Annotated in this window: 19 protein-coding genes; 5 read left to right on the forward strand and 14 right to left on the reverse strand. The window is 71.8% G+C overall.

Going from position 1 to position 23,918, the window contains the following annotated elements; all coding sequences use genetic code 11:
• Positions 1-143 precede the first annotated feature (143 nt).
• Positions 144-1,235: a serine/threonine-protein kinase gene (locus tag NAEX_RS06720; protein WP_143140845.1), complete on the forward strand. Its 1,092-nt coding sequence runs from the start codon at positions 144-146 to the stop codon at positions 1,233-1,235.
• A gap of 92 nt (positions 1,236-1,327) precedes the next feature.
• Here NAEX_RS06720 and NAEX_RS06725 read toward each other — a convergent pair whose 3' ends face one another.
• From NAEX_RS06725 to NAEX_RS06735, 3 genes are all read right to left on the reverse strand, one after another.
• Positions 1,328-1,597: a hypothetical protein gene (locus NAEX_RS06725; protein WP_096326689.1), complete on the reverse strand. Its 270-nt coding sequence runs from the start codon at positions 1,595-1,597 to the stop codon at positions 1,328-1,330.
• A gap of 444 nt (positions 1,598-2,041) precedes the next feature.
• Complete coding sequence (locus NAEX_RS06730) at positions 2,042-3,607, reverse strand: serine/threonine-protein kinase (RefSeq protein WP_096326690.1); 1,566 nt, start codon at positions 3,605-3,607, stop codon at positions 2,042-2,044.
• Between the two features lie 60 nt (positions 3,608-3,667).
• Positions 3,668-4,543 carry a right-handed parallel beta-helix repeat-containing protein gene (locus tag NAEX_RS06735; protein WP_096326691.1) on the reverse strand — a complete coding sequence of 292 codons (876 nt, stop codon included), beginning with the start codon at positions 4,541-4,543 and terminating at the stop codon, positions 3,668-3,670.
• A 119-nt stretch (positions 4,544-4,662) separates the two neighbouring features.
• Here NAEX_RS06735 and NAEX_RS06740 point away from each other — a divergent pair, with 119 nt between their 5' ends.
• The gene (locus NAEX_RS06740) at positions 4,663-5,685 is read left to right on the forward strand and encodes a hypothetical protein (RefSeq protein ID WP_096326692.1); all 1,023 of its coding nucleotides are present in this window, start codon (positions 4,663-4,665) and stop codon (positions 5,683-5,685) included.
• On the opposite strand, the gene NAEX_RS06745 is transcribed toward NAEX_RS06740, so the two are convergent.
• Positions 5,654-6,364, reverse strand: a complete 711-nt coding sequence (locus tag NAEX_RS06745) for a hypothetical protein (protein ID WP_143140844.1) — start codon at positions 6,362-6,364, stop codon at positions 5,654-5,656. The genes NAEX_RS06740 and NAEX_RS06745 overlap by 32 nt on opposite strands.
• A 408-nt stretch (positions 6,365-6,772) precedes the next feature.
• Between NAEX_RS06745 and NAEX_RS06750 the strand changes: the two genes are divergently transcribed.
• Positions 6,773-7,558 (forward strand): SDR family NAD(P)-dependent oxidoreductase, encoded by a 786-nt coding sequence (locus tag NAEX_RS06750; protein ID WP_096326694.1) that lies wholly within the window; start codon positions 6,773-6,775, stop codon positions 7,556-7,558.
• 149 nt (positions 7,559-7,707) lie between these two features.
• Here the strand turns inward: NAEX_RS06750 and NAEX_RS06755 are convergent, their stop codons facing one another.
• The 8 genes from NAEX_RS06755 to NAEX_RS06790 form a co-directional block, all read right to left on the reverse strand.
• Positions 7,708-9,081: an MFS transporter gene (locus NAEX_RS06755; RefSeq protein WP_170135515.1), complete on the reverse strand. Its 1,374-nt coding sequence runs from the start codon at positions 9,079-9,081 to the stop codon at positions 7,708-7,710.
• Between the two features lie 500 nt (positions 9,082-9,581).
• Positions 9,582-10,490 (reverse strand): hypothetical protein, encoded by a 909-nt coding sequence (locus tag NAEX_RS06760; RefSeq protein WP_096326696.1) that lies wholly within the window; start codon positions 10,488-10,490, stop codon positions 9,582-9,584.
• 213 nt (positions 10,491-10,703) lie between these two features.
• A complete protein-coding gene (locus tag NAEX_RS06765) occupies positions 10,704-11,810 on the reverse strand; it encodes a DNA ligase (protein ID WP_096326697.1) in 1,107 nt (368 codons plus the stop codon).
• Positions 11,811-11,903: 93 nt separating this feature from the next.
• Positions 11,904-13,091: an LBF_2804 family protein gene (locus tag NAEX_RS06770; protein ID WP_096326698.1), complete on the reverse strand. Its 1,188-nt coding sequence runs from the start codon at positions 13,089-13,091 to the stop codon at positions 11,904-11,906.
• Positions 13,092-13,141: 50 nt separating this feature from the next.
• Entirely contained in the window at positions 13,142-15,217 is a 2,076-nt protein-coding gene (locus NAEX_RS06775) for a serine/threonine-protein kinase (RefSeq protein WP_096326699.1), read from the reverse strand.
• 148 nt (positions 15,218-15,365) lie between these two features.
• Complete coding sequence (locus NAEX_RS06780) at positions 15,366-15,737, reverse strand: response regulator (protein WP_245913631.1); 372 nt, start codon at positions 15,735-15,737, stop codon at positions 15,366-15,368.
• Positions 15,734-17,041 (reverse strand): sensor histidine kinase, encoded by a 1,308-nt coding sequence (locus tag NAEX_RS06785; protein WP_143140843.1) that lies wholly within the window; start codon positions 17,039-17,041, stop codon positions 15,734-15,736. Before NAEX_RS06785 ends, NAEX_RS06780 begins: the two co-directional genes overlap by 4 nt.
• 202 nt (positions 17,042-17,243) lie before the next feature.
• Positions 17,244-17,705, reverse strand: a complete 462-nt coding sequence (locus tag NAEX_RS06790) for a DUF6918 family protein (protein ID WP_143140842.1) — start codon at positions 17,703-17,705, stop codon at positions 17,244-17,246.
• A 271-nt stretch (positions 17,706-17,976) separates the two neighbouring features.
• On the opposite strand from NAEX_RS06790, the gene NAEX_RS06795 reads away from it, so the two are divergent.
• Both NAEX_RS06795 and NAEX_RS06800 read left to right on the forward strand, forming a co-directional pair.
• Positions 17,977-20,316, forward strand: coding sequence for a S9 family peptidase (locus NAEX_RS06795; protein ID WP_245913633.1), 2,340 nt, complete (start codon positions 17,977-17,979; stop codon positions 20,314-20,316).
• Complete coding sequence (locus NAEX_RS06800; protein ID WP_096326702.1) at positions 20,313-22,328, forward strand: ATP-dependent helicase; 2,016 nt, start codon at positions 20,313-20,315, stop codon at positions 22,326-22,328. Before NAEX_RS06795 ends, NAEX_RS06800 begins: the two co-directional genes overlap by 4 nt.
• Positions 22,329-22,578: 250 nt before the next feature.
• Here NAEX_RS06800 and NAEX_RS06805 read toward each other — a convergent pair whose 3' ends face one another.
• Positions 22,579-22,776 carry a hypothetical protein gene (locus NAEX_RS06805; protein ID WP_096326703.1) on the reverse strand — a complete coding sequence of 66 codons (198 nt, stop codon included), beginning with the start codon at positions 22,774-22,776 and terminating at the stop codon, positions 22,579-22,581.
• A 464-nt stretch (positions 22,777-23,240) separates the two neighbouring features.
• A complete protein-coding gene (locus tag NAEX_RS06810; RefSeq protein ID WP_211302362.1) occupies positions 23,241-23,849 on the reverse strand; it encodes a tRNA (adenosine(37)-N6)-threonylcarbamoyltransferase complex ATPase subunit type 1 TsaE in 609 nt (202 codons plus the stop codon).
• Positions 23,850-23,918 lie beyond the last annotated feature (69 nt).

Consider the following 23,918-nt stretch of genomic DNA (forward strand, 5'->3'; position numbering starts at 1 on the left):
CGCGGCGGCCGGCGCGCGCGTCGATGATGATTGACCGCTGCGCCTTCGAGCCGTGACACTGTCTGCGACGATCGGCGTCCTGCGATCCGATCGTCGAAGGTCGCGACCGCTCGCCTGCGGCACGTCATCGCCACGGTGTCCTCGTGAACAACGCAGCATCCTCGTCCACTCCCCCCGCCGACGCACCGCCGACCGCATGGATCGGGCACACGCTCGACGGTCGTTATCGCCTCCGCGAGCTCCTCGGCGAGGGCGGCATGGGGGCCGTGTTCACGGCGGAGCAGATCAGCCTCCACACGCTCGTGGCGGTCAAGATGATCCACGCCGTGTACACGGAGAATGCCGAGATCTCCGAGCGGTTCCGCCGTGAGGCGATGGCGACGGCGAAGATCGATCATCCGAACGTGACCCGCGCGATCGACTTCGGCCGCCTGCCGAACGGCGGGGCATACCTCGTCACGCAGTTGGTCCGCGGACCGACGCTGACCCAAACGATCGCCGCCGGGAAGCTGCCCTGGCGGAAGGCGTGCGATATCGGGTTCCAGATCGCCGACGCGCTCGTGGCGGCCCACGGCGCGGGCATCATTCACCGCGATCTGAAGCCCGACAACATCCTCCTCGAACGGCGCGAGGACACGTCGGTGGTCAAGGTCCTCGACTTCGGGCTGGCCCGCCTGGCCGACGGCGGGGCGGGCGCGACCCCTTTGACGCGCCTCGGCACGGTGATGGGCACGCCGGGCTACATGGCGCCCGAGCAGGGCGCGGGCGAACCGACCGACGAGCGCACGGACCTGTACGCGCTGGGCGTCATCCTCTGGGAGTGCCTCGCGGGCCGGGAGCTCTGGGACGGCGGCGAGTTGTCCGACATCTTGCTCCGTCAGCTCTCGCAACCACCGCCGTCGCTGGTCGCCGAGCTTCCAGATCTGCCGCCCGAACTCGATCGCCTGCTCTGCAAGCTGCTCGCTCGCGAAGCCCGCGACCGCCCGCAGACCGCCCGCGAGGTCCGGGACGCCCTGCGCACCTTGGCTCAAAGTCCGACGCACGCAGTCGTGGCGCCCGCGCCCACGCCGGCGCCCAAGCCCGCGCCACCTCCTTCGAACCGGGGGTTCGCCGGCTTCCTCGCGGTGTTCGCCGGCCTGGCCCTGCTCGTCATCGTGCTCTGGGCCGTGGAGCATTGGGGCAGTGAGGGCGAGGGGCCCGCACCTGCTCCTCCGAGCAAGACCGCCACGAAGTGACGCAGCGCCCTCTTGGTTCGCGCCCCCGGGCGTCGTGGCCGAAGGGCCATCGCGGCATTCGCGACCAAAGGGGGGAGCGCCATGCGTGGCGTTCACCCGCTCACGTCGCTACTTGCAGTGCGTCGCGCCCAGCTTGCCGCCGTTGAACTTCTCAAGGGTCGTCGCCAGTCGACGAGCACCAGCTTGGACACGAAGGGCTGCCGATTCGACGGCCCATACGTCTCGAAGAACGACTTGACGTCGTGGTCGAGCAGGTCATCGACCATGAGGGTATCGGCGTTGGCGAGGCCGTTCAGCACCGCCGCCATGTACGGGTGGGCGAGGATGTAGTACGCGTTGCCGTTCGGCTCCGTCCAAAACACCTCGTACCACGACTTGCCGCTCGTGAAGAACAGGGTGTCGGGGCCCTTCGCGCAGCGAATGCGACGACTCGCGAGGCGCGACCGTCGGCCGTCGCGAGGAAACGGCCGTCCATGCGCACCGGGGCCGCATGGCGCTCGCGCGAGGAAGCGGATCTTCGACCGGCACCGGCGGGTCGAGGGGCTTGAGGCGGCTCACGATTCAATACGGTCCCGGCGCGAGCCGCGTGAATGGTGCATGCTGCGAGTGTTGCAGAGCAGCGAGCCCACTTGTACCGACGGTGCAGGACACACGAGGTCGAGCGCGCATCGCCCAGCAAATCGCGGTCAGGGGTCCGGGAGGCGGCGCGGCGTCGGGATCCAAAGGCGAACTCGAACACGCTCTTTCGGCCCCCGCACTTTGCGAGGGACGGTGATGTCCCTCCCACGGCATTCGTGCGATCGCGTTCACCCCGAGGGGTCTGCCTCGAAACGCGCGATCACTCGCGCGAGATCGTCGCGGAGGCACTCGAGACAGTCGTAGCGGACGACCCACTTGCGACAGGAGTCCTTCGGCGTGCGCGCGACGATCTTGAGGGCGGAGAGCGCTCGAACATCGCCGGCCGCCTCGATCCGCGCGAGAGCATCCTTCTTCGCCGCGCACTTGCTCGCGCGCTCGAGCTCGGCGAGGTCGCGGAGGTACTCGGGGATCGCGTCCTTCGCCGGCGCGCCGGCGATCGCCGCGCTGGCGAGGCGGCGTGCCTCGGGGTAAGTGCTGCTGAGCAACATCCTGACGTCGTCGGCGTACGCCGCGGGCGCTTCGGCGACGAGCTCGTCGATCGTGGCTCGACCGCGGCGAGCGGGGGTCTCGGGGCTCTCGGGCTCCTCGGGTGTCGCGCCGCCTCGGCCGGCGGACCACGCGACGAACCCGAGCAGGACGAGCGCAGCGGCTCCCGCGAACCACCGGCCGCGCGACGCTCGTCGGTTCGCGGGGCGCCGCGAGTCGGCGCCTGTGCTCGCTGCGGTCCCGCCCGGCCGGACGTCCGCGAGCGTGACGTCTCCGCCAGTCGGTTTCACGCCCGCGGGCAAGGACGTGGCTGCGGGCTGGAGAGGCGCGGCGGCGGCTCGTTCGCCGTCGAACGCGAGCCGCCGCAGCTCGTCCCGGGCCGTCGCAGCCGACGCCACGCGCTCCGTTGGCGAGCGCGCGAGCAGCCGCTCGAGCAGCGCTGCGAGCCCGTCGGGGACATCGCCGCGCAGGCTCGGTGCGCTGCGCGTGAGCTGCCGCGAAAACACCTCGGTCACCGAATCGCCCTGCCACAGTTGTTGGCCTGTGCAGCACTCCCACAGGACCACGCCGAGGGCGTAGAGGTCGACGCGGTGATCGACCTGACCGCCGACGGCCTGCTCGGGCGCCATGTACCCCGGCGTCCCGATGACGGCGCCCATGCGCGTGAGCGGCTGTGCGGTGTCGGCGACTCCCCCGCCGAGCTCACCGGAGACGCGGGCGATCCCGAAGTCGACCACTCGCGCGTGCAGCGACCCGTCGCCGCGCTGCTCGAGCAAGATGTTGTCGGGCTTGAGGTCGCGGTGAACGATCTTGAGCGCGTGCGCGGCCGCCAGGGCGTCCGCGATCTGGCTGCCGAGCTGGCACGCCTGCGGCCACGAGAGCGGCCCCTGCTCGAGACGCTTGCTCAGGCTCGTGCCCCGGACGAGCTGGGTCACCAGGTACGCGCCGCCCTCGGGCAGGTGCCCGTAGTCGATCGCGCTGGCGACGTGAGGGTGATCGAGCTGGGCGGTCGCCAGCGCCTCCCGGGTGAAGCGCGCCTCCGCCTGACTGTTCGCCGCGAACTCGGCGCGGATCGTCTTGAGCGCGACCTGTTTGCGCAGCTTCAGGTGCTCCGCGACGAACACCGCGCCCATGCCACCTTCACCGAGCAGCTCGACGATCCGGTAGCGGCCGTCGATCACGCGGCCGATCCAACGGGCCGCCAAACCTTCGCCGACGGCCGGCAATGTCGGGTGGGTCGTCGGCATCCGGGCCGCGAGACTATACCCGAGCGGCGATCGAATACGCCGCAGCGCTCGTCGCGTGTCCTACAGCTCGCACTGACCCGGCGGCGGCGCCTCGATCGGCGGTACGCCGTAATTGTCGAGCAATGTCGCGTTGCTGGACGGCACCGTCGTCGGGCCGCAGAAGATGTTGCGCAGGTACGCTCCCGCCTGGCCGGTGATGCTCGTGGTGCCGAACACGCGCGAGAAGCTGATCCCGAAGGTGTTGCCCTTGGCGGCGAGGTCGCCCGTGATGGTCACGCCGCGGATGCGGACGCCGTTGCCTTCGGCCGACACCGAGCCGTCGATGACGACCTCGAAGTCGCCCCAGCCCTCGCCGAAGACGACGACGTCGGTACCCTTGATCACCAGGTCGCCGACGTACACGCCCGGCCCGAGCACGACGACGACGTTGTCTTCCTCGAGCGTGGTGGCGATCTCCGACAGCCCCGTCTCCGGGTCGAAGAAGATCGCGCCGCCCCCCTCGCCGACGGCGTAACGGATCGGCGTATTGGCGAAGTACGCGGCCGCGGCGCCGTCGAACGCGATCGGTGCATCGTACACGTCGCCCGCGGCGTCGACGTCGAGGCCGAGCTTCGCCGGCCCGACGTGGAGGTCGATCGACGAGACGGGCACGTCGGCGACCGCGAGCCCGTCGACCGTCACCGCCGCACCGCCGGGCTCCGGGTCGACATCGACCCCGTCGCGCACGTCGCCGAGCTCGCCGGGCACGCCGGTGTTGTGCGGCGTGTTGACCACCGGGTTGACCACCGCGACGACCACGGTGCTGCCTGCCGGCACGTCGGCGGTGTCGCCCGCGGTGTTGCCGGCGGTGTCGGTGGAGACGTCGAGGTGGGGGTCACCACAGCCGAGCGCGCTCGCAAGGAGCGCCGCAGGAAGGAAGGCGCGGAACTGCTTCACGGCCCCTTGGAGCGGTCCGCTCGCCGGTTTTCCAAGCGACGCGGCCCGCGCTGGTGCCCCCACTGCCGGCAGCGAGGACGGCCTCGCAAGCGCGAGTCGTCCGCGGGTACACTGACGCGGTGCGCGGGCCGTACATCGCCGGACCGTTCTACGACGCCGTGATGTTCATCGGCGCGCCGCTGCTGGCGCTGGGCCTCGGGATCGCGATCTCCGGCACCCCGCTCGCCGACGAGGAGATCGAGCTGTGGGGCCGGCACGGCACGGCGACCAGCTTCTTCATCGGCAGCTTCATCTTCGCGCACCTCGGGCTCGTGTTCGTGCGCAGCCACCTGAACCGGCAGATCTTCGCCCGTCACCCGCGCCGATTCGTCGCCGTGCCGCTCGTGCTGCTGTTCCTGCTGTGCGCGTCCGACTGGTTGCTGGCGACGGCGATCGTGCTGACGGTCTGGTGGGACGTCGTGCATTCGAGCCTGCAGACCTTCGGGCTCGGACGGATCTACGACGCGCGCCGCGGCAACCCGGCCGACGCCGGCCGCCGCCTCGATCTCGGCCTCAACCTCCTGCTGTACGTCGGCCCGATCCTCGCCGGCGCGACGCTGCTCGAGCACCTCCAGCCGTTCGCGGCGTTCGAGCACGTCGGCGCCACGGGGGTGCGCGAGATCCCGATCTTCGCCGAGGCGCACCAGGCCACGTGGGCGCCCGCGCTGCTCGTCGGCGGCGCGCTCTACCTGCTCGTCTACGTGCTCGCCTACGTCCGGCTGCACCGCCGCGGCTACCGCGTGTCGCCGCAGAAGGTCGCGCTGCTGGTGTTCACCGGCGCCTGCTCGATCTACACCTGGGGCTTCAACAGCTTCGGCGAGGCGTTCTTCATCATGAACTTCTTCCACGCCTGGCAGTACTTCGGCCTGGTGTGGTGGAGCGAGCGGGGCAACCTGCGCGAGCGCCTCGGCCTCGCGCGCGCGCGCTGGGGCGGCGCGGTCGCGCTGGCGGCGATGCTGCTGGCCGCGGGCGCCTACGGGGTGTGGGCCGAGCTGGTCGACTCGAGCGAGCAACGCGTCGCGCTGAGCGTGACGCTGGTCGTGTCGCTCATGCACTTCTGGTACGACGGCTTCATCTGGTCGGTGCGGCGCCGCGAGGTGTGACCGCGAGCTGGCGGCCTTCGAGCCGGGCGAGGAGCGCCGCGGCGAACACCGTCAGGCCGACGAACTCGAGCGTCTCCTCGCACCAGTCGATGAGCGCGTAGCCGAAGCTGTCGTCGCCGTAGCGCTCGGTCCACCAGCCGAGCGGCAGCTCGCACAGCACCGCGCCGGTGACGTACAGCGCGCCGGCGACGACGAAGCGCCGGGCTGTCTCGGGGGACAGGCGCCGCAGGAAGCCGATGAAGGCGACCCCGAGCACCGCCACGAGGATGCCGGCCGGGATGACCCAGTCGAAGTAGAGGACGCCGCCGACGTCGTACCGACCGCTGAGCTGCTCGTGGAAGCCCACGGCCTCGTCGATCGAGATGACCAGGAAGCCGAGCGCGAGCAGGCGCCAGTAGAAGCGATCGATCACCTCGCCGGCGGCGACCCACGTCAGGAGCCCGGCGCACAACAGCGGCAGGACGCTGGCGTACCACGACGGCATGTTGCCCTCGTAGCTGAGCGACCACAGCGAGATCATCGGGCCTTGCGCCCCGGCGAGGTGACGCAGCAGCTCGACGACCAGGCCCGCGAGGCTGAACGCCGCAGCCGTGCCGACGAGGACGCGCCGGCCGGAGGAGACTGGAAATCGGGTCGTCGGGTCGGACAGAGAGCTTCTCCCGCGTGACGACGATACCATCGCGGGGGCGTCGCTCCGAGGGCAGCCTCGTGACAACGAGGCCACGGCAGCCGCAGCGACCACCCCACCGGCGCCGCGACCGCCCCTCAGGCCGCTGCCGGGCGCCGAGGTCGACGACGGCTCGCGGTCGTCGCGGCCGATCGTGCCCGACAGGTCGCCGTTCTCGCCCTCGTTCGCGGCGAACCCTCGAGGGATCGGTGAGCCCGCGTCGGTCGGTCGACCTCGACGCCTCAGGACATGTCTTTAAGGACAGGTCACTCGCGGCCGTGAACACACGCTCCGCCGCGCGGCCCGCGGCCTCCGCGCGACCCGCCTGACGGCCGAGCCCGCTCGCGCCCGAGCTGCCTGCGGCGCCCGGGCGTCGGGGCCCGTGTCAGATGGGCTCGCGCGCCGGGTTAGCCTGGCCGCATGACCGCACGTCAGCCGCTCGCCCTGGTCACCGGGGCCAACCGGGGCCTCGGCCTCGAAGTGTGTCGACAGCTCCGCGACCGGGGCTACCGCGTCATCCTGACCGCCCGGCAGGCCGAGCGCGGCCGCGCGGCCGCCGAGGAGCTCGGGGTCGAGTTCTTGCCGCTCGACGTCCGCGACCCGGCCAGCGTCGACCGCCTCGTCGCCGAGCTGCGGCGCGTCCACCCCGACGGCCTCGACGTGGTGGTCGCCAACGCCGGCGTCGCCCTCAACGGCTTCGACGCCAACGTCGCCGAGACCACGGTCGACACCAACTACTTCGGCGTCCTGCGCGTGGTCGAGGGCGTGCTCCCGCTGCTGCGAGCGGGCGTGCACCTGGTGCTCGTCTCGAGCGGCGTCGGCCAGCGCGACCTGCTGTCGGCCGAGCTGCGCGCGCGCCTCGACCTCGGGTCGCTCACGCGCACCGAGCTGTCGGCGCTGATGCGCCAGTTCGTCGCCGACGTGAAGGCCGGCCGCCACCGCGAGGCCGGCTGGCCGGGCACCGCCTACGGGACCTCGAAGATCGGCGTCACCGCCCTGGCCCACCTGCTCACCCGCGACCTCGCCGACGACCCGCGCCGGATCGACATCGTCGCCGTGTGCCCCGGGTGGGTCCGCACCGACATGGGCGGCCCCAACGGCGAGCGCGACGTCGAGACCGGCGCGGCCAGCATCCTCAGCGGCCTCGACGTCCCGCGCGACGCCCCCCACCGGTTCTACCGCGACGGCGCCCCTGCGAACTGGTAGCCCGCGTCGAGCTCGGTCCGCGCCACCCTGCACCGCTCGCCGCGGCGCCGCGCCGGCGGACGGCATGGCACGCTCGATGGAGCATGTCCCCGAGGACATGCCCTCAAGGCCAGTTCATGCCGCGCGGGCGCGTCTCGCGGGGCGACGGCTCACGCCGGCCGGTGGCCGGCCGCCGTGATCCCGGCCCAGAACCCGGGCCTGCGGGTGTGGCCGCGGTCGCCGGGCTTGAGGTCGTCGATCTCCGGGGTGCGCCAGATCAGCAGCGCCGCGCCGGCGAGCAGGAGGATCAGGGTGAACACGCCGACGCCGAGCTGCACCGCCAGGCCCGGGCCGCCGCCGAGCTGCAGCGCCAGCCAGTCGCCGAGCAGCGCCGACAGCACGCTGCCGACCGGCATCGCGCCGAACATCGCCATGTTGAACAGCGCCAGCACGCGCCCGCGCATCACGTCGGGGGTCAGCAATTGGACCGAGGTCATCAGGCTCGAGAAGGCCCAGATCCAGAAGAAGCCCGACACGAGCAGGCACGCGGCCGCCCACGCCGGCTCGGTCAGCGCGCAGTAGAGCGTCATCGACGCCCCGGACATCAGCAGCGCCAGCGGGATGATGTGGTGCCGCGGGTACCACGACGGCAGCCGCCCCAGCGTCAGGCCGCCGAGCACCGCGCCGGCGCCGATCGCCGACAGCATCACGCCATAGGTGGCCTCCTCGGCGTGGTACACCTCCGACACGAACAGCGGCAGCATCCGCTGCAGCGGCGCGGCCAGCATGCTGAGGAGCAAGAGGCCGAGCATCACCTGGCGCGCGCCGACGTGGTCGCGGACGAACCGCAGCGCCTCGCCGACCTCGCGCCAGGGCGCGTGCGCCCCGGTGGTGGCCGGGGGCGCGGGCGCGGTCGAGCGCACCGCCCACATCACGCCGACGAAGCTCAGCGCGTTGAGGGTGAACAGCAGGGTCGCGCCCCACCTGGCCATCAGGACACCTGCGAGCGCCGGCCCGGCCACGCGCGCGAGGTTGAACTGCATGCCCATCAGCGCGATCGCCTGCGGCAGCTCCTCGCGCGGCACCAGGCGCGGGCTCAACGTCTGCCAGGCCGGCGTGTTGAAGGCCATGGCGATCCCGTTGACGAGGCCCAGCCCGATCAGCACCGGCGGCGTCGCCCAGCCGATCGCGTGCGCGACCGCCAGCAGCGCGGCGATCGCCATCATCGCCACCTGCGTCACCAGCAGCATCTTGCGCCGGTCGACCCAGTCGACGAGCAGCCCGGCCGGCAGCCCGAGGACCAGCATCGGCCCCAGCTGCGCGACCGCGAGCGCGCCGAGCATCAGGGTCGAGGCTGTCTGTTCGGCCATGAGCCACTGGACGCCGACGCCCTCCATCCAGGTGCCGATCGACGAGCCCATGGCCCCGAGCCAGACCCGGCGGAAGCCGACGTGGCGCATCACCCCGCGCCACGGCAGGCCCGGGGCGTCGGTGGGCAGGCCGACCTGCGACGCGCTCGGATCGACCTGCAGGTGTTGGACCACGGCGCGAGCATAGCGCGTCGCCCGAGCCCGCGCCGCGGTGCCCCCTCGCATGAACTTTCGGACATTTTTCACACGGGCGCGGTCCGGCGCCTCGTCGGCGGCCGCCCCGTCGTGGTCGCAGCGGCGACGATGTGCCGCGCTGTCGCGCGCGGCCTCGCCGCCCCCGACGCGCTCCGCGCAGCGCGCCCCGGCCGCGGAGCGCCCACGCGATCATGCCTCTCCAGACATGTCCACGGGGACAGGGCCGCACGCTCGCGGACGCCGCGGTCCGCGATCCGACCCGCGGAGCTGTCCCGGAGGACACTGCCTCTCGGGACATGCCCGTGACGGCATGCCGTCGCCCCCTGCCCCGTTCACCTCGGGATGCTCCTTCGGACATGCCCTTCAGGCCATGCCGGCCGCGCCCGCTCGCGACGACGCCCGCCGCACTCCTGCGAGTGGGGCGGGCGCGATCGGGCCGTCAGGCCGCCGTCAGGCGTGGTCGGGGGATCGGAAACCGCTCACTTCGAGCCGGCGCACTTGGCGTCGGCCTTGGTGATCCAGCCGTCGAGCTCGGCGTCCTTGAGGTTGTACTTCTTGACGGCCTTGTAGACCTGCTCGACCTGGTACTCGCAGATGAGCATCTTGTCGACCTGCGCCGGCAGGATCTTCTTGCCGAGGTCGACGTAGCAGCCCTTGGCGACCTCCTGCAGCTTGTTCTTGGCCCAGTCCGAGGTCAGCTTCTCGAGGTCCTCGACCGCCATGCTGCACTGGAAGGGCACCTCGTTGGTGCCGGCGTCGAGGTTCTTCTTGGCCTCGTCGAGGGCCTCCTTCGCGCGCTTGCCGGCCTCGACCTCCTTGCACAGGGCATCGGCCTTGGTCTTCTCCTCGGGCGAGACCTTCTCGGCGGTCGCCTGCAGGTCGAAGCACTTGCTGAGGCCGTCGCCGCCGCTGTCGCGGATGCCCTCGAGCTCCTTGACCGCGGCGTCGATGGACTTCTTGAACAGATCACCGCACAGCTTCTTGACCTCTTCGTCCTTGATGTCGCTGTACTTACAGGACGACAGGGCGTCCTCCATCTTCTCCCCGGTCTTGAGCGCGCCCTCGACTTCCTTCTTGATCCGGATGGCCTGCTTCTTGTCGCTGAGCTCCTGCTGGCACTTCTTGTACTCGTCGCAGGCGCTCTTCTTGGCGCACTCGAGATCGGCCTTCTCCTCCTCGGGGTCGCGGTCCTTCTTCTCGCGGCAGTCCTTCATCACGAGGTCCTTCAGGCCCTCGACGAGCGCCTTCTCCTCGGGCGAAGCACACTCGACCGCCTTGTTGAAGACCGTCGAGCAGTAGTCGCCGCCGCCGCAGCCGGAGGTGGAGGACATGCCGAGACCGAAGGCCACCAGGCCCGTGGCGAAAAACATGCGATTGAACGTGTTCATGGAGTGTCCGTGGGGTCTTTCGTGCTGGATGGGTCCGAGAATTCGCAGGTGCGCGGCGGCGAAAGTCAAACCTGGGGGGTGTGGATCAATTCGACGTACGGCCTCTGTTCAGGGCGAATTCGCGCTGCGCAAGTACCATATTTGCGCGCTCGACACAACTACGGCCGCCCACCCCCGAGCCCGCTCACCCCCGCAAAACCGCCCTGAACGGCGTCAACGGCCCGGCTTCTTGGTTACGGCCGCGCTCGGCTGCCACGCCACGTCATGGCGGACGCCGACGAACGACGGGAAGCGCGGCACCCCGCCGTCCGACAGCTCTTGATAGCGGAACGTGACGATCGTGCCGACCTCGGGCGGGGCGTTGCGGTCGGCGTCGGAGAGCCCGGTGCCGAGGGCGAACCGCGTGCCGTCGCGGAGCTCGACCAATAGCGCCCCCAGCCGCCCCTTGTGCTTGCCGGTGCCCGCCTGGTGCCCGACCACCCGCGCCTCGTCGTCGTGGAACCGCTTGACCTTGAGCAGCGTGTGCGAGCGGCCGACCTCGTAGCGCGAGCCCGGCCGGCGCAGCATCAGGCCCTCGCCGCCGAGCGCTTCCACCCGCACAAGCTCACGCTGCAGGTGCTCCGGGCCCGCGCAGATCTCGTGCGCGTGCGCGCTGGCGAACGCCGGCCGGCGCCGCTCGAGCTCCGCGTGGTAGTGGCGCATCCGCGCCTCGAAGTCCCCGTCGTGCCCGGGCGCGTCGAACACGAGGAACCGGATCTGCCGCCACGCGTCGCCGCCGTCCTGCCGCCGCACCACGCTCACCGTGCGCTGGAACGCCTTGCGATCGAGCCACAGCTCGCCGTCCAGCGTGAAGTCGGGCAGCCCGGCCGTGAACCACTCGGGCGCGTGATAGACGTTGCCGAGCCGCGACACGAACCGCTTGCCGTCCCAGTAGGCCCGCACGCCGTCGAGCTTCTCGCTCATCCACCAGCCGGTCGGGTCGACATCGGGCTCGTACACGTGCGCCAGCAGCAGCGGCGGCGCCTGCTCGGCCGACTCCTCGCCGTCCTCGGAGCTGGCCTTCGGGCCAGCCTTGCTGGCCTTCGGGACAGCCGGCTTCGTCGCCCCCGTCGCCCCCGCCGGCGCGCCGATCCGCGCCAGCTCGACCGCCTCGCCGCGCAGCCCCTTGAGGTGCTTGCACGTGCGCCGGTCGATCGCCCCGCCCGCGTTACGCCACGCCGGGCAGGTGCACGAGTACACCCCGCCCACGTTCTTCAGCACGTACGGCTTCGCGCCGGACCCCTTGACCTCGACCGAGTCCCCATCTGCCAGATCGGGCATGTCCCATCCTTCGCCTTCGCGGCGGGACGAGCCTACCCGCTCGCGGCGACCCGCGGCAGATCGGGCCAGAGCATGCGCGATCGATATCGAGCGCTACGGCGTCAGCAGGTCGAGCATCTTCGGCGCCAGCTGATCGCCGCTCAGCAGCGCGCGCTGCAGCACGAGCACCTGGATCCGCGGCGGCGGCCGCCCGCACACCCGGAAGGCCCTGGTCATGATCGCACGCTCGCCCTGGCGCACCCGCCCGTCGAGCACGCACGCGATCACCAGCGTGTGCAGGGCCGCCTTCTGCTCGGCGGGCAGCAATCGGCGCAGGCACTCGATGAAGCGCGGCGCGTCGTCGAGCGCCTCCGCGTCTGTCTCTCCGATCCTGCGCTTCAGGTCATCCAGCAGCTCGATCAGGTTCGGGTGGAAGTCGCGCGAGCGGACCACCGCGGTCCCGACCGCCCGCATCAACGCCTCGCGCAGCGCCGGCGACGGCTCGGGGTGCGGCGCCAGGACGAAGCCGAGCAGCTCGCTCGCCGCCGACGGCCCGATCGCCCGCAACCTCGCCTCGCGCAGCGCCCGGCGGCACACCAGCGCGTCCCACAGCGCGGTGATCGGCACGGCGACGAACGGGATCCAGGCCCGCAGCGCCGCGCGGCCGAAGATCCGCGTCAGCAGCGTGCGGGCGACGAACTTCGTCAGGCTGACCTTGGCCTTGTAGACCAGCGTCGCCAGCAAGATCCGCAGCCGCGACGCCTCGCGCCGCGGGTCGATGCCGAACATCGGCCGCGGCGGGTTCGGGATCTCGAGCGCCGCGCGGGCCAGCACCGCGGCGAAGATCTCGTCCTCGTCGTCGCCGTCGTCGCCCTCGTGGCGGACCACGTCCTGCCCGACCTCCTTGGCGCGGAACAGCGGCAGCCCGGCGGCGGCCGCCAGCTGATGCACCGAGTCGATCGCGTTCCAGTAGATCAGCGACAGCTCGACCGCCACCAGCGGCAGCGCGGCCAGCAGCGTGAGCAGCAAGAACTCGGCCCACGCGCCCCAGCTCGCGGCGCTCGGGTCGTCGCCGAGCAGCGGCTGCAGGGCGACGTTGGCGACCGCCCCGAGCCCCGCGCACACCGCCCCGACGACCGCCGCGCGGCCGACCGCCAGGTACTCGATGCGACGCAGCGCACGGCGCTCGTCCGGGTTGAGGAAGTGGACCGGGTCGCGGGCGTCGGGGCGCGCCGCCTTGCCCGCGCGGCGCTTGAAATACCGCACGGCGAGCGCCTCGACCACGCGCCGCTTCTGCGTCACAGGCCCCCGATGCTAGCGCATCCGCGGCGACCGCGGCGGCGCGCTGGCGCTCACGGCAGGGCCAGGTCGACCTTCTTGGCCAGGATCGTCTTGGCCAGCGAGCGCAGGGCCGCCTCGCGCTCGGTCGCCACGCGCAGGCGCTCGGACAGCACCTCGATGACCGCGAGGCCGATGTCGCCGCTCTCGCGCACGATCTTGCGGAAGCGGTCGGCGCCCAGCATCAGCGCCCGCACCGGCTCCTCGGTGGCGAACACCCCGGCCGTGCGCGCCGACTGGCTGAGCACCGCGACCTCGCCGCAGACATCGCCGGGCTTGAGGCGGTTGATGACGGCGCCGTCGCGCACGACCTCGACCGTGCCCTCGAGCAGGATGCACAGCGCGTCGCCTGGCGCCCCCTGCTCGAACACCGGCTGCAGCGGCGCGAACGCGACCTCGTGGCAGGCCTCGGCGATCGGCAGCAGCGCGGCCGTCGGCACCGCGTTGAACAGGCTGATCTTGCGCAGGAACATGATGCGGCCGATCAGCGTGCGCAGGCCGTGCGGCGCGCGCGAAGCGTCGATCTCCTCCTCCTCGTCGCCGCACAGCGTGCTGACCACGTTGAGCCACGGGTCGTCGATCGCCGGCCCGGGCCGCTGCAGGTCGGACGTCGAGATCGGCGACAGCTCGCGCGAGCGGGTCAGCCGCCGGCCGGCGCGGACGATCCCGCTGAAGCACTTCTGGCTCAGCGTCAGCAGCAGCTCCATCGCCGCCTCGCGGGTCGGGCCCGACGTCGGCGTCGTCGACGGATAGATGCGCATGAACACCCGCCAGTAGACGTCGCCGCCGGCGTCGCCGAGGCTGTCGACCTCGCTGTCGCTCTCGAGCCCGCGCACGATCAGCTGCGCCGCCTCGCGGTAGACCGCCATCAGCTCGCGGCGCAGGTCGGCCAGCCCCGGCTCGTCCAGCAGGGCCGTGCCCGCCACCGCGTCCTCGTCGCGCGGCCGCCCGGCCAGCCAGTAGTCGCACTCCTCCTCGAGCGGCCGCAGGCGGTCGAGCAGCAGGTGGGCCGCGTCGAGCGAGCGGCGAGCCAGCTCCGACCTCCGCATGCGCTCGCGCGAGCCCTCGAGGTACGCGTCGAGGTCGGCCAGCAGCTCGACCACCGAGCCGTAGCGGTGCTCGCGGTTCTTGCTGAGCGCGCGGCGGCAGATGTCCTCGACGCCCGGCGGGATCGGCCGGTTCGGCGCCCGCTTCGACGGCGGCTCGAGCTGCTCGACCATCACGCGCATCAGCACCTCCTTGGCGTTGGCGCCCTGGAAGGGCTGCGTGAGCGTGAGGATCTCGTAGAGGATCACGCCGAGCGACCAGATGTCGCTGCGGACGTCGAGGTCGTGGCCGGCCTTGGTGATCTGCTCCGGCGCCATGTACTCCGGCGTGCCCGCGTGCATGTGCGCCCGCGCCTGCCGCCGCCCCTGTGGGCCCATCACCTGCGCCAGGCCCCAGTCGACCAGCACGACCTCGCCGTACTCGCCGATCAGCACGTTCTCCGGCTTGAGGTCGCAGTGCAGCACCCCGCGCGCGTGGGCGTAGGCGACCGCGCGGCACAGCTCGATGAAGCAGCCGAGCAGGCGGTACATGCCGAAGCTGTGCGTCGTCGCCGGGTCGCCCTCGTGCAGCGCGTCGATGATCTGCGACAGCGGCCGCCCGGTCAGCCGCTTCATCGTGTAGTAGAGCCCCAGCGTCGGGCTGCAGCCGAGGTCGTAGGCCGGCACGATGTTCGGGTGCTCGAGCCCGCCGGTGATGATCGCCTCCTCGACGAACGCCTGCACCCGCACCGGGTCGTTGACGTGGTGCGGCGACAGCACCTTGACCGCCACGGTGCGCCGGAGGCTGCGATCGGCCCCGAGGTAGACCACGCCGCCGCCGCCGCGGCCGAGCTGGTCACCGATCGCGTAGCGGCCGTCGCCGATGCCGTCGATCGGCGGCCCGAGCTCGTCGAGACCGGGGCTCACCTGCGGCTCGACCTGGATGTCGCGGAGGTAGCGGACGATCTGCGGCTCGCTCGCGGTCACCGTCTGGCGGAGCTCCGCCATGACCGGCTCGTCCTCGTGGTCCAGCTTGTCCCACGGCCATCGCTTCGTCCCGCTCATGCGCGGACCACAGCATAACAAAGGACAGGGGCGCGCGATCGCGCTCCATGGCTCTGCGCCGCGTCGGCGCCCCCGGACACGGGGTGCCCCCCGCGGCTCGTTCCGCCCACATCGCCCGCTCCCGGCCGTCCGCGGCCGACGCTGCCGGTCACGCCTCCGCTCGCGGCGCCGCCTCGGCCACCGCCGCCAGCAGGTCGCTGATCTCGAACGGCTTGGCGATGCAGGCCACCGCCTGCAGCTGCGTCGTCCGCTGCGTCGCCCGCGTGTCGCCCGTGATCACGATCGTCGGGATGTCCGCCATCGACGGGTCGCGCAGCATCTGCTCGCGCAGCTCCCAGCCGCTCATCACCGGCATCATCAGGTCGAGCAGGATGAGGCTCGGCCGCAGGCCGGCCTGGAGCAGCAGCAGCGCCTCCTTGCCGTTCGGCGCCGTGACGACCTCGTAGCCCTCGCCCTCGAGGACCAGGCCCATCGTCTCGCGGATGTCCCTGTCGTCCTCGACCAATAGTACCGGACTCACGACGAGGTCTCCTGGCGCTCGGCGGGCCGCTCGACCACGAGCCCCTGGGGCGGCGGCGCCAGCGGGAGGTCGACCGTGAACGTCGCCCCGACGCCGAGCCGCGACTCGACCGCGATCCGGCCGCCGTGCATCTCGACGAAGCGACGGGCGATGTAGAGCCCGAGCCCGAGCCCGCCGTGGGTCTCGACCGGGGCCGCGCGCTCGAACGGGTCGAAGATCCGCTCGAGCGCCTCCGCGGCGATGCCGATCCCGCGGTCGGCCACCTGCAGGCGCGCGCCTTCCCCGTGCAGCGTGATCGTCACGTCGATCGGCCGCCCCTCCCCGTACTTGATCGCGTTCGTCAGCAGGTTGGTGACGATCTGGTCGAGGCGGGCCGGATCCCACAGGCCCACCGCCGACTCGGCCCCGTGCAGGCGGATCTGCCCCGCGGCCGCCGTCTCGCTCGCCGACAGCAGATCGATCACCGCGTCGGTCACCGCCACCAGGTCGACCTGCGACCGCTCGAGGCGGACGCGGCCGATCTGCAGGCGCGTCGTGTCGAGCATCTCCGACACCAGCAGCTCGAGCCGACGCAGCTGGCGGTGCAGCACCCCGACCGAGTGCCGCGCCGCCTCCGGCAGCTCCACGCCCTCGAGCCGGCGCAGCGCCAGCTTGGTCGCCGTCAGCGGCGTCGACAGCTCGTGCGAGGCGATGCGGATGAACTCGTCGCGGACCCGGAGCTGGCGGCTCTGCTCGCGCTCGATGGCCAGCACCCGCTCCGCGTCGAGCGACAGCGGCAGCCGCGTCCGCTCCGCCGGCTGGTCGACCACCGCCTCCCAGCTCTCGACGGCGCCCGTGGCCAGGTCGAACTTGTGCTTCAGCGTCTCGAACGACTTGCCGAACCCGGCCAGGCCGTCGTGGATGACCGCGCTGAGCGGGCAGGACACGAACGGCTCGCCGCCGGCGGCGTCCAGCCGCTCGTAGGCGCGGAGCCCGAGCAGGCGGTGCCAGCGGGCCTGGATCAGGTTGTCCTCCCACTTGACCACCTCGAGGTCGGCGAAGCCGTGGGCGACGAAGAAGCCGATCGTCTTCTCGAGCACTTCGTCGCGCGTGCGCGGTCCGCCGAGGTCGTAGCCGACCTCCTCGAGGTACTCGCGGATCCGCCGGCCCAGCTCGCGCACCAGCACCCGCACCGACGCCGGGTCGTAGAGGAACAGCGTACGCCCGAGGCCGTACACGTACGCCTCGTACAGCGCCCGGCGGAACTCGGCCGCGCGCGACGCCTGCGCCTCGCGGGCCGCCAGCGCTTGCTCGAGCTGGGCCACGCGCTGGCGGAGAGCACGAACCTCCTCCGTGTCCCCGGTTACAGCGGCGTCAGCAGGAGCCGGAGTGGGCACTTCGCTTCCCCCTGAGGCTCACGGTATCACGCCCCTCCCTGGCGGCAAGCGATGCGCGCGCGGGGCGGCACGCGCCGCAGGAGCCCGCCGCGCACCTGCGCGCGCCCGTCCCGCGAGCGGGCGGACGAGCTCAGGCGAGGAACGGCGCCAGCGTGCGCGCGAGCCCCGGCACTGCGATGCGGACGTGGGCCTCGGCCGAGTCGCGCAGGCGATCATAGGTCTTGCGCAGCGGGCCGCTGGCCTTGGCCGCGCGGCGGTCGGTGACGGTGAGCAGCGCCTGGGCGACGCGCGGCGCCTCGGTGGTGACGTGGGCGGCGAACACTTCGGGCAGCGGCGCGCCGTCGCGGGCGGCCTGCTCGCGGCTCTCGACGTACACCGGCTCGAGCGCCGCGGCGAACTCGGGCAGCAGGCGGTCGACGACGTCGGCCACCATCGACGGGCGGATCGCCGCGACCAGCTTGTAACCTGCCTTGATGGCCAGGGCCGAAAGGCCAGTCTTGCTCTTGACCTCGGCGTCGATCAGCGACGCGCACGCGCGGACCACCTGCGGACGAACGTCTTCCCGGGTGAAGATCTCGACTAAGGTGGCCATGGGCTCGCTTTATGGCCGATTTCCCGCGGCGGCGCAAGCCGACGCGCCCGCGCTGCGGGTGGCCTGAAGCGCCGTTTTTGCACCCCCCGTGGCCGCCGCGTCAAGGTCCGACGACCGCGCGCCGCACCCCGCGGCCCCGCACGCGCCCCGCCGCGCGACTCGGTGCTTCCGCACACGCCGCCGGCGAAACCTCGCCGTCGGTCCGCCGCGGGCCTCGGCGCTCGCCGCGACCGCGTTTACGGCGGGCGTGAGTGTGCCAAGATGCACGCGCGTGCCGTCCCCCCTGAACTTCGACGCACCGTTCGTCCGCGGCCTCGCGCTCGCATGCCTCGCGCTGCTCGGCGCGTGCGACCGCGACGACCGGCGCCACGAGCCGCCGACTCGCCCCGTCATGACCACGCCCGCCACGCCCAAGCCCCCGCTCCCGCTCGAGGAGGCCGCCGCCTATCCGCTGCCCGGACTCGTCGGCCCGCAGTCGATCACCTTCACCCCCGACGGCAGCGCGCTCGTTTACTTGCGCAGCCCCGAGCGCACGCTGGTGCGCCAGCTCTACCGCCGCGACCTCGAGACCGGCGAGGAGCGCCTGCTGGTCGCCCCGCCTGGCGGCGGCGCCACCGAGGCCAACCTCTCGCTCGAGGAGAAGCTGCGGCGCGAGCGGCTGCGCCAGCGCGAGCTCGGCGTCACCTCGTACGCCTGGGCCGAGGACGGCGACACCATGCTCGTCCCGCTGACCGGCAAGATCTACGTCAAGCGGCCCGAGGACGCCGAGCTGCGGCTGCTCGTCGATCCGGGCCCGGGCGCCCCGCCGGCGCTCGACGCCAAGCTCTCGCCCGACGGCCGGCGCGTCGCCTACGTCCACGACGACGAGCTGTACGTCGTCGACGTCGCCGGCGGCAAGCCGAGGCAGCTCACCAGCGGCGCGCGCGGGACCGGCAAGACGAACGGCCTGGCCGAGTACATCGCCCAGGAGGAGATGCACCGCAGCCACGGCTTCTGGTGGTCCGACGACGGCAAGCAGCTCGCGTTCGTCGAGGTCGACGAGACGCACATCCCGGTCTACCGCATCGTCCACCAGGGCAAGGACCAGGTCGGCGAGGGCGCGCAGGAGGACCACCGCTACCCGTTCGCCGGCAGCCCCAACGCGCGCGTGCGGCTCGGCGTGGTCCCGGTCGCCGGCGGCCGCGTCACCTGGATGGACCTCGGCGAGTTCGAGTACCTCGCGCGCGTCAAGTGGTTCCCCGACGGCAGCCTCACCGCCCAGCTGCAGGACCGCAGCCAGCGGCACCACCGGCTCGTGCGCCTCGACCCGCGCACCGGCGAGGCGTCGCTCCTGCTCGAAGAGACAGCCACCCCCTGGTACAACCTGCACGACGACCTGCGCCCGCTCGAGCGTGGCGCGGGCGAGCTGGCCGGCGCCTTCGTGTGGTCGTCCGAGCGGTCCGGCTTCCGCCACCTCGAGCTGCGCGGGGCCGACGGCCGGCTGATCCGCGAGCTGACCTCGGGGACATGGCCCATCGACCATGTCGTGACCGTCGACGAGGAGCGCGGCCGGGTCTACTTCACCGGCTGGCGCGAGCGCCCGACCGAGCAGCACCTGTTCATGGTCCCGCTGGCCGGCGGCGACGTCGTCCAGCTGACGCAGGGGCCCGGCGTCCACGCCGTCGTCGTCGACCGGGCCAAGCGGCGCTTCGTCGACGCGCACAGCAGCGTGCAGCACCCGACCCGGCTGTCGCTGCGCAGCCTCGACGACGGCGCGCTGATCGAGGACATCCCGGGCGAGGACGACCCGCGGCTCGCCGGCCTCGACCTGGCGCCGCCGGAGCTGGTCAGCTTCCGCAACCGCCGCGGCGACGAGCTGTGGGCGGCGATCTACAGACCTGACCCTTCGGCCATCCGCGCCGACGCCCGCGGCGCCCCGGTCCCGGCCGGTCCGCCCTACCCCGCCCTCGTCTCCGTCTACGGCGGCCCGCACGCCCAGCGCGTCGTCGACACCTGGGGCACCACCGTCGACATGCGGGCCCAGGCGCTGCGCAGCCGCGGCTACCTGGTGATCAAGATCGACAACCGCGGCAGCGCCCGCCGCGGCCTCGCCTTCGAGGGCGCGATCCACCGCGACCTCGGCCGCGTCGAGCTCGAGGACCAGGTCGACGGCGTGCGCCACTTCGCCGGCCTCGGCCTCGTCGACCCCGCGCGCGTCGGCATCTACGGCTGGAGCTACGGCGGCTACCTGTCGGCGATGGCGATGGTGCGCCACCCCGACGTGTTCCGCCTGGCCGTCGCCGGCGCCCCGGTCACCCACTGGGACGGCTACGACACCCACTACACCGAGCGCTACATGGGCACGCCGGCGGACAACCCCGACGGCTACCGCGAGAGCAGCGTCATGGCCCACGCCGGCGAGCTGCGCGGCGCCCTGATGCTGGTCCACGGCCTCATCGACGAGAACGTCCACTTCCGCCACACCTCGCGGCTCATCGGCGCCCTCATCCGCGCGCGCAAGCCCTACGAGCTGCTGCTGTTCCCCGACGAGCGGCACATGCCGCGCGGCCTCGAGGACCGCGTCCACATGGAAGAGCAGATCCTCGCGTTCATGCAGAAGCACCTCGGATGAAGTACGTCCTCAAGTCGAGCGCACCCACGCGCCAGCCGTTCGACCTCTCGCGCGAGCTCAACGCCCAGCAGCTCGCGGTCGTCGAGGCCGACCCTGGCGAGATCCTCGTGCTCGCCGGCGCCGGCACCGGCAAGACCCGCACGCTCACCTATCGCGTCGCGCGCCTGGTCGCCGGCGGCTGCCAGCCCGAGCGGATCCTCCTGTGCACATTCACCAATCGCGCCGCGCGCGAGATGGTCGGGCGGGTCGAGTCGCTGCTCGGCGTCGAGATGCGGCGCTGCTCGGCCGGCACCTTCCACCACGTCGGCAACCGGATCCTCCGCCGCTACGGCGCCGCGATCGGCCTCTCGCCCGACTTCGGCATCCTCGACCCGGAGGACGCGCGCACCCTGCTCGGCGCCGTGGTGGCCGAGTTCGGCCTGCAGACCCTGACCGCCCGCCGCTTCCCCCAGCCGAAGGTGCTGGCCAACCTCATCAGCCTGGCCGCCAACACCCGCAAGCCGCTGCTGCAGGTGGTCGAGGAGCACGGCCTGCGCCTGCTCGATCAGGCCGTCATGGTCGAGGAGGTCGCGGTCCGCTTCGCCGAGCGCAAGCGGCAGATGAACGTGTGCGACTTCGACGACCTCCTGCTCCACTGGCTGCGCCTGCTCGAGGACCCGCGGCTGGCGGAGGTCGCCGCGCTGGTGCGCTCGGCCTACGACCACGTGCTCGTCGACGAGTACCAGGACGTGAGCGCGATCCAGGGCGCGCTGGTCGACGCCATGGCCAAAGAGCACGGCAGCCTGGTGTGCGTCGGCGACGACGCCCAGTCGATCTACGGCTTCCGCGGCGCCGACTTCGCCCAGATCGCCGAGTTCCGCGCCCGTCACCCGGGCGCGCGGCTGTATCCGCTGACCATCAATTACCGCTCGACGCCCGAGGTGCTCGCGCTCGCCAATCGCAGCATCGCCCGCAACGTCAAGCAATACCCCAAGGAGCTGGTCGCGGTGAAGAAGTCGGGGCCGAAGCCGGCCGTGATCCCGCTGCGCGACGTGTTCCAGCAGGCCGAGTTCATCGCCCAGCGCGTGCTCGAGCTGCACCACGAGTACGACCTCCCGCTCTCGCGCATGGCCGTGCTCTACCGCAACCACTCGCACAGCCTCGAGCTGCAGGTCGAGCTGACGCGGCGGCAGATCCCGTACACCGTGCGCAGCGGCCTCCGCTTCTTCGAGCAGGCCCACATCAAGGACGTGGTCGCCTACCTGCGCGCGCGCCAGAACCCGCAGGACAGCCTGTCGTGGATCCGCCTGTTGCGGCTGTGGCCGGGCGTCGGCGCGCAGACGGCCGAGCAGCTGGCGGTGCTGCTGGCCAAAGAGACAGCCGCGGGCACCGCCTCGTCGGCGCAGGTGCTGGCCGAGCAGGCCGGCCAGGCGCGCGGGCGGGCCCGGCCGGCGCTCGAGCGGCTGGCCGAGCTGTGGGCGCTCCTCGAGAACCCCGACCTGCGCAGCCCCGGGGCGATGATCCGCGAGGTCGTCGCCCGCCACTACGGCGAATACACCGAGCGCAACTTCCCCAACGCCGCCGCGCGCAAGGACGACCTCGAGCACCTCGCCGGCTACGCCGAGCGCTACGACGGCGCCAACGAGTTCCTCAGCGAGCTCGCGCTGGTCCAGGGCATGAGCGCCGAGAACGTGCTCGGCGCCGAGGAGCCCGACGACATGCTGGTGCTGTCGACCGTCCACCAGGCCAAGGGCCTCGAGTGGCCGATCTGCTTCGTCCTGTGGCTGGCCGAGGGCCGCTTCCCGATGGCCACCTCGGTGCGCGACCCGGCCGACCTCGAGGAGGAGCGGCGCCTGTTCTACGTCGCCGCCACCCGCGCCGCCGACGAGCTGTACTGCTGCTATCCCGTGATCGAGGAGACCCGCGACGGGCCGTCGCACATCATGCGCCCGAGCCGCTTTTTGGTCGAGATCGACCACAACCCGGCGGTGTTCGAGCGCTGGCAGATCGAAGAGGCGCCGGCGACCGGCTGACCTCGGGGGCATGTCCGCGCGGACATGCGCCCTGGAGCATGTTCGCTCGCACATGCCCGGACGGACACACCGAGGATTTGCCGCCCGCTCCGCGGCCGATCTCGCCGCAAGAATTGCCGGCGCGGGCGGATCGGCGGGAGAATCACCGATCGGTCAATCGGCGGCGAATCGCCGCAGGGCACGAAAAAGGCCGCCCCGGACGGGAGCGGCCTCTTTCTTCGCCACGTGCGACCCTTCGGGGTCGAACGGCCTACAGGTCGTAGGGGCGAACGGTGCTGCGGTTGTTGCTCTTGCAGCGCTCGATCGCGGCGCCGAGCAGCTCGTGGACCTTGTCGGACACGGCCTGGATCAGCTCGCCATCGCTGCGGAGACCCGCGTCACGGATGACGTCCTTGACCTTGCTGCCGACGACGAGGATTTCCTTGGGTGCCTTGTTCTTGGTTGCCATTGTTGGTTCTTTCGCTCGTACGTCCGTGCGGACGAGAATGGGGAGGAGGTCGCGGTAGATCGGAGAAGCCCGACCTCGTTGCTCGGCAAGGACCATAATCCGGAACATGTGCTCTGCAAAGGCAAATTTGCAGCGTAGGAGCCAACTTTTTTCGGGGAGGGCCAGCGGGGAGGGGGTAGCGGCCCGTGTACCTTAGGTCTCGCGGACCAGTCGGAGCCGGCGATCGCACCTTCGACGCCGCGCTTGCGAGCACGCTAAATCGGCGAAATTCCATGAATCTGGCCCTCTACGCGCCGCCGCGGCCGCCGAATTGCTCGACGTCGGCGCGCCGCAACTCGTTGCTGCGAGCAGAGTCCGATCTCCCTGAAGCCCGCGTCACAGCCTGCGAGGGCCCAGAGATCGCATCTGCCCCGCCGCCGTGTAGCTCGCCGGGCAGGTCTGTTGCGACCTTGCCTTTCCTTCCTTTAAGAGGAGGAGAGGCCCTCGCAGGCGACCGACCATGCGGACAGCAACGCGGCCGCACGGGGGCCAGTGGCCGCGGCGAACAGGGATCTGCGGTCCACGGACGGACGCGACAGCGTGATCGCCAGGTGATCCGCAGGCGGTGAACGCCACCGAGATCCCCACTCGACGATCATCGCCGCCCCCCGCTCGGTGTTCGGCTGTTCGGCCGCTTCGCCGAGCGCACCGGCTTCGAGGAGCAGCTCCTCGAGGTCGAGGGAATCGAAGCCAGCGCCGCCGCCGAGACCCTCGTCGCCGTCGCCGCCGAGGCGGAACAGATCGACGTGGACGAGGCTCGGGCCGCGGCCGTGGTGGACCATGCAGAGCGTGAAGGTCGGGCTCTGGACCCGACCGGGATGAGACACGCCGAGGCCGACGGCGATCGCACGGGTCAGCGTCGTCTTGCCGGCGCCCATGGGGCCGTGGAGCAGCACTACGTCGCCCGCCTGCAGACAAGCCCCGAGCGCGCGCCCGCGCAGCGTCAGGGCCTCCTGGTCGAGGTCGGTGAATTCCAGCGATCGTGCGCCGCCGTCGTCGGCACCTGCGCCCCTGTCCGTCGGCCCTGCGCTCACGCCGCGAGTGTACACGCCACACGCGGGAGGAGCGGCCTTGTGCGCCGCGAAACTCCGGTGGTACAGGGC

Source organism: Nannocystis exedens (assembly GCF_002343915.1).
Classification (GTDB): Bacteria; Myxococcota_A; Polyangia; order Nannocystales; family Nannocystaceae; genus Nannocystis; species Nannocystis exedens.

Excerpts from the sequence above, each read along its gene's own strand:
- NAEX_RS06730 (WP_096326690.1), bottom strand. The coding sequence starts at position 3,607 with ATGCCGACGACCCACCCGACATTGCCGGCCGTCGGCGAAGGTTTGGCG.
- NAEX_RS06745 (WP_143140844.1), bottom strand. The coding sequence starts at position 6,364 with ATGGTATCGTCGTCACGCGGGAGAAGCTCTCTGTCCGACCCGACGACC.
- NAEX_RS06750 (WP_096326694.1), top strand. The coding sequence starts at position 6,773 with ATGACCGCACGTCAGCCGCTCGCCCTGGTCACCGGGGCCAACCGGGGC.
- NAEX_RS06760 (WP_096326696.1), bottom strand. The coding sequence starts at position 10,490 with ATGAACACGTTCAATCGCATGTTTTTCGCCACGGGCCTGGTGGCCTTC.
- NAEX_RS06765 (WP_096326697.1), bottom strand. The coding sequence starts at position 11,810 with ATGCCCGATCTGGCAGATGGGGACTCGGTCGAGGTCAAGGGGTCCGGC.
- NAEX_RS06775 (WP_096326699.1), bottom strand. The coding sequence starts at position 15,217 with ATGAGCGGGACGAAGCGATGGCCGTGGGACAAGCTGGACCACGAGGAC.
- NAEX_RS06790 (WP_143140842.1), bottom strand. The coding sequence starts at position 17,705 with ATGGCCACCTTAGTCGAGATCTTCACCCGGGAAGACGTTCGTCCGCAG.
- NAEX_RS06800 (WP_096326702.1), top strand. The coding sequence starts at position 20,313 with ATGAAGTACGTCCTCAAGTCGAGCGCACCCACGCGCCAGCCGTTCGAC.
- NAEX_RS06805 (WP_096326703.1), bottom strand. The coding sequence starts at position 22,776 with ATGGCAACCAAGAACAAGGCACCCAAGGAAATCCTCGTCGTCGGCAGC.